The organism is Allobosea sp. 01N443, assembly GCF_056399325.1.
The window spans coordinates 1-5732 of the sequence record NZ_JBFTRC010000275.1 but is presented as its reverse complement, the minus strand read 5'-3'; the positions used below and the strand labels follow the sequence as shown (position 1 = coordinate 5732).

Annotated in this window: 4 protein-coding genes and 1 riboswitch; all 4 genes read right to left on the bottom strand. The window is 65.2% G+C overall.

Annotation, left to right across the window (positions count from 1 at the left end; genetic code table 11):
* Positions 1-48: 48 nt before the first annotated feature.
* Positions 49-1638: a copper resistance CopC/CopD family protein gene (locus tag AC1DRP_RS34370; protein WP_441507797.1), complete on the bottom strand. Its 1590-nt coding sequence runs from the start codon at positions 1636-1638 to the stop codon at positions 49-51.
* A 45-nt stretch (positions 1639-1683) separates the two neighbouring features.
* Complete coding sequence (locus AC1DRP_RS34365) at positions 1684-2202, bottom strand: YcnI family copper-binding membrane protein (RefSeq protein WP_476770876.1); 519 nt, start codon at positions 2200-2202, stop codon at positions 1684-1686.
* Between the two features lie 351 nt (positions 2203-2553).
* On the bottom strand, positions 2554-2946 hold the full coding sequence (locus AC1DRP_RS34360; RefSeq protein WP_476770875.1) for a hypothetical protein: 393 nt from the start codon (positions 2944-2946) through the stop codon (positions 2554-2556).
* Between the two features lie 231 nt (positions 2947-3177).
* A complete protein-coding gene (gene metE / locus AC1DRP_RS34355) occupies positions 3178-5526 on the bottom strand; it encodes a 5-methyltetrahydropteroyltriglutamate--homocysteine S-methyltransferase (protein WP_476770874.1) in 2349 nt (782 codons plus the stop codon).
* A gap of 109 nt (positions 5527-5635) precedes the next feature.
* Positions 5636-5732, bottom strand: a riboswitch (cobalamin riboswitch). This riboswitch is flagged as partial in the annotation.

The window sequence follows — 5732 nt, the reverse complement described above, 5'->3', positions numbered from 1 at the left end:
CCCCTGTCGCGGCCAGTGCTGTCAGGTCCCGGCGCGTCATGTCAGTCGTCATGGCTTGATCTCCACGGTCTCACCGAGGCGGATCATCTCGAAATCGGAGACCAGGATTTCGAGTTCGATGGTCCACCGACCACCGATGGGAATGACGAGGCTGTCGACATGCCAGGCGCCGTCGCTCGACCGGACGGCCTGACGCTCGATCGGTTCGACCCCGGCCGACGGGTTCGACATGACGCAGCGAACTTCCTTGACCGTGAGCGGTCCAAACTCCCCGTCGAGCAGTGAAATCGAAATGGAGGCTGGCCCCGCACGTCCAGGCGAGATGCGGATGTCCGCCATCGCCTTGGCCGTGTGAATGTGGACCGATGCAGGCGGCGCGGCCGCATCGAGAAGTGCCCGCGGCGGCGGCGTGAAGCGCCAGGTCGCAACGGTGCCAAGGACAAGGAACACCAGCAAGGTTTCGGCCGCGATCATGCGCCGCATCGTCTTGGCGGCGATGCCCGTTCGAGACAGGACAAGGGGCGTGAGGCGGTAGCGGTTGATGGCGGCCAGGCCCAGCAGGATTGCAACCCAGGCGAGCTTGATCAGCAGAACCCAGCCATAGCCGGTCGAGATCAGTGCGCCTGGCTGTTCGAGCTGAACCACCGCCAGGATGCCACCGCTGAGCAGGGTCAAGCCAACAACGACAGGTATCCAACGCGAGAACTGGCGCAGCACGGTAATTGCGTCGGCCTCCCGCAGAGCGAAGAACAGCGGCACCAAGGCTCCTGCCCAGGCGGAGACGCTGACGGCGTGAACAAAGACTGCACTCCGCATCAACCACTGCGGGCTGGCCGCGCTGGCATGGCCGCTCGCGGCGAGCGCCACCCCTACAGTCAGGAGGGCTGCTCCAGCGAAGACCGGCCCCATGCGGCCGCGTACCGCCAGGGAGGCCATTCCGAGCAGAAATGCGACGGCTGCAGCCAGCGCCGTGCGGCCAAAGCTGCTGGCGGCCGCGGCGCTCCAGACGTCCGCTTCGCCCAGGCTGCCGAGGGAGCGATCCAGGATATCGAGCCCTTGCGCGGCGAGTGCCAGCGGCAAGGCGGCAGATCCGAGCAGGATGAACAATCCGAGCGGTCGCCGGGCATCGCGAGGCAAGGGACCAACCCAGGTCGCAAAGGCTGCCCCGCCGAGCCCCATGAGCAAGCCCAGATAGAGCCCTACCTTTCCCAGCCAAAGGGTAGCCCGCACAGCAGGATCAGTCCGTGTCTCAGGAGTTGGCGACTGGCCGCTGGGCGCACCGACCGAGAAGACCACTGCCCCACCAACCGGGTGCCCATCCTCGGAAATGACGCGCCAGCTCAGAACATGCGTTCCGGCTGACAGTTCGGCGGGCGCTTCGATCATCAGCGTCCTGTCCTTCAGCACGAACCGATCGAGTGTGCGGGACGTGCTGTCTGGTCCGATCAGCTTCAGGATGAGCGGCGACACCGGTTCACTGAAGCTCAGTGTCAACACCGCAGGGGCGTTGGTCACGACCGCGCCGTCCGCCGGCGAGGCGGCGATCAGCGCGGCATGAGCGAAGGCGCGTCCGGTTATTGCCGTGGCGACAGCCAAGGCGCAGGTCAGGACGAAGGCGAGGCGAAGGGGCCAGCGCATGGCAACTCCCAGCAGCCGGGCGCGAAGCCCGGCCACTTGCTCGGTTTACTTTTTCGGGGTGAGCTTCAGACCGGGAGCCGGAGACTTGTAGTCGTCCGCGCTCTTGTCCTCAGTCGGGATCTCGATCCAGCGTTCGACTGCGCCGCCCTCGCACTCCTGGACGACCGGTACGTAGAGGACGGTGTCGGCCTTGAGGTCGGAGGTCAGATAACCGCGCAGCACGAACTCGTCGTAGTGCTCGTCAAGCAGCCTGCCGCCGCTCCAGACCACCTCCTTCACGCCTTCCGAAGTCGGTGTGCCGTAGTAGTCGAAAGCCTTGCCATAGGGGCCCTTCACCGTTTCCAGTGTCCAGCCGGGCTTGGGCATCGGCTTGATCGCGATCACGCCCTCGGGAATCCGGACGCGGACCTTCGTTGTTGCCGCGCCCTTGCAACCATGGGGCACGCGCAACACGGCCTTGTAGGTCGAGCCGACCGGAGCCTGCTGCGTTTCGAGGGTAATATGAGCGAGCGCACCGGTTGTTCCCAGAGTGACGAACATCGCTGCAAGGAGATGGGTCTTCATGGCGTAATCCTTGGTCTGTGAGGGCAGTTCTGCGACGGGCCCGTGAGAGCCCATGACGCTCGATGCCGTTGAGTGTGGTCATCGGACGGTGAGTGCCGGCCAATGATAGCGATCCCGACATGTGGCCCCGGTCGGATTGCGATCGGCAAAGGAACCGTTGGCATGGTGAGCCGAGGCATCGCAGGCGCGAGCCCCGCGCTTCATTTGCGTGCCGGGCAGACATCGCGCCGAATGCTCGGATCAGCGAATTTGGTGCGCATCTGCTGGGGATGGCGGGCAAATCGGCCTTGAAGCCGAGGTCGCGCAAGAGAGCGGCCATCCATGCGCAACGCATGGCGGCTTGCTCAGGGCTCAGACCGGCGGTGCGCGGGGATTGGCGGGCGATCGGCCGGCGACAAAGCCATGAGGCGCGTCGAGATGCCGGATCAAGGCGTTCAGGTCGACGATCCGATAGACAACTGGCAGAAAGCCGATTGCTGACGGCACATTCGCTTGGGCTGGATGAGAGCAACCGAGCGCGCAGCCGCTCATCAGATCATGCTGCGCCGTGCCGCGGTCGGTCGTGTCACCCGGTGAAGAAGCCCCCGGCGAGCAAAGCGTTATGGCCAGAGTGCGATCGAGAGCGATACTCGCAGCATTGGCACCCGACGCGAGCCCTGTCAGAACCACCTGGAGCACGAGCAGATAGGCCACGGCGACCGCGACCCAACGGCTCGATTCTGCTCTCTGGCGCCACGCGGACAAGGGCTGCCCTCCTGACGTTTGGATAGCACCGCTGTTGGCCGCGTCAATTGCCAAGGCGCAAACGAGCGTCGGGCACCTCACGCAAGACAGTACGGCATGGAGCTGCATGCGCAGTCCCCTCGGTCCCCCCGTGCAGAGATCCCCGACCCGCCAAGAAGCTTCGAGAGGCGATGCCGGCTTGACGGCGACGTCGCGGCGGTGTCCTGCGCCGCCGCGACGAGCCTCAGGCGCTCAGCGAGCGGCTGCCCGGACGTGCCGCGCGGCTTCAACCATATTGACGAGAGCAGGCCTGACCTCCTCCCATTTGCGGGTCTTCAGGCCGCAATCGGGGTTGATCCAGAGCTGTTCGTCTGCGAGCTGGAGGCGAGCGAGCTTCATCAGGCTCGTCATCTCGCCCACCTCGGGCACCCGCGGCGAGTGGATGTCATAGACGCCGGGACCGATCTCGTTGGGGTAGCGATAGGTCTTGAAGGCGTCGAGCAATTCCATCTTCGACCGCGAGGTCTCGATCGAGATCACATCGGCGTCCATCGCGGCGATCGCGTCGATGATGTCGTTGAACTCCGAGTAGCACATATGGGTGTGCACCTGGGTTGCGTCGGTGACGCGCGAGGCACAGAGCCTGAAGCTGCCCACCGCCCAGTCCAGATAGCCCTTCCACTCGCTCTTGCGCAGCGGCAGCCCCTCGCGCAGCGCCGCCTCGTCGATTTGGATCATCGCGGCACCGGCCTTCTCCAAATCGATGACCTCGTCGCGGATCGCCAGCGCGATCTGGCGGCAGGAGGCACTGCGCGGGATGTCGTCGCGGACGAAAGACCAGTTCAGGATCGTCACGGGCCCGGTCAGCATGCCCTTCATCGGCCTCACCGTCAGCGACTGCGAATAGGTCCACCAGCCGACCGTCATCGGCTGCGGCCGCGAGACGTCGCCGAACAGGATCGGCGGCCGCACACAGCGCGAGCCGTAGCTCTGGACCCAGCCATGTTTGGTGAAGGCGAAGCCGGCGAGCTGCTCGCCAAAATACTGCACCATGTCGTTGCGCTCGAACTCGCCATGGACGAGCACGTCGAGGCCAATCTCCTCCTGCCAGCGCACCGTGCGCTCCGTCTCCTCACGCAGGAATTGCTCATAGTCGGCATCGCTGATCAGGCCCTTGGCATGAGCCGAGCGGGCCTTGCGGACCTCGGCGGTCTGCGGAAAGGAGCCGATCGTTGTCGTCGGGAAGGCTGGCAGGTTGAAGCGTTCGCGCTGCAATTTCGCTCGGGCTGCGAAGGGGCTCTTGCGGTCCGTCATGCTGGGCGTCACCGCCGCGACACGCGCAGCCACTGCGGCATCGTGGACTTTCGGCGAAGCCTTTCGGGCCGCCGCTGCGGCCGCCGAAGCGTCCAGGGCATCCCTGACGCTGTCGCGGCCACCCGCGAGGGCTTTGCCCAGCACCGAGAGTTCGCCCATCTTCTGTACGGAGAAGGCGAGCCAGCTCTTCAGGTCGGAGTCGAGATCGGTTTCGAGATCGAGATCTATCGGCGTGTGCAGCAGCGAGCAGGAGGGCGCGATCTGGACATGGTCGGTGCCGCGCCTGGCGACCACCGGCTCGAGCCGGCCGAGCAGCGCCGGCAGGTTGGCCCGCCAGATGTTGCGGCCATCGATCATGCCGAGCGACAGCACGAGCCCGCGCGGTGCCTTGGCCAGCACCTCCTCGAGCTGAGCGGGAGCGCGCACGAGGTCGAGATGAAGGCCTGCGACAGGCAGCGTGACCGCCGTGTCGAGATTGTCGCCGAGACCACCGAAATAGGTCGTCAGCATGACCTTCAGCTGCGGCAAGGCATGGGCGATGGTGGCATAGGTCCGGCGCAGGGCGTCGCGGGCGGCCTCGTCGAGATCGAGCACCAGACAAGGCTCGTCGATCTGGACCCATTCGGCACCATTGGCGGAAAGGCGGCGCAGCACATCGATATAGACCGGCAGCAACTCGCCGAGCAGCGAGAGCGGATCGAGGCTGGCGTCCTTGCTCTTGCCGAGTTTCAGATAGGTGACCGGCCCAAGCAGAACGGGGCGGGTGTCGTAGCCGAGTGACTTGGCCTCACGATACTCGTCGACCGCCTTGAGCGAGGACAGTGCGAAGCGCTGTCCGGTCGCGAATTCGGGCACCATGTAGTGGTAGTTGGTGTCGAACCACTTGGTCATTTCCTGCGCCGGGGCGCCGTGGGAATGCTCGTGGTCGTGGTGGGCATGGCCGCAGGAGGTGTGCGGCTCGGTCTCGCTTTGCGCACCTCGCGCCATGGCGAAATAGGTCGCCAGCCCGACCGGACCACCCTTCCAGCCATAGATCTCGGGAATCGCGCCGACCATCACGCTGATGTCCAGCACCTGATCGTAGAACGAAAAGTCGTTCGACGGGATGACGGTGACGCCGCGTGCCTTCTGGCGGGCCCAGTTGGCGGCGCGCAATGCGGCGGCGGTGTCGAGCAGGTCCCTTTCGGTCGACTTGCCCGACCAATAGCTTTCGAGAGCGAGTTTGAGTTCGCGGCGCGGACCAATGCGCGGCGTCCCAAGGGTCGCGACAGGAAGTGAAGATGACATAGGCTTACCCCAGAAGTTGGGAGCAAAGGCCAAAGCGGACGCGTCCAGGATTCCGCCGGCGAAGAGCCTGCGCAATCGCAAAGCGCTCCACCGGGACACCCCGCCCGAGGACGTTCAGTTCGTCGAGGCAGGTCTCCTGGCTCACGGGTCATCGCTGCTGTCCGGCCTTCCCGAGACCTTGCCGGCCTCAGTGACACATCTTGGAC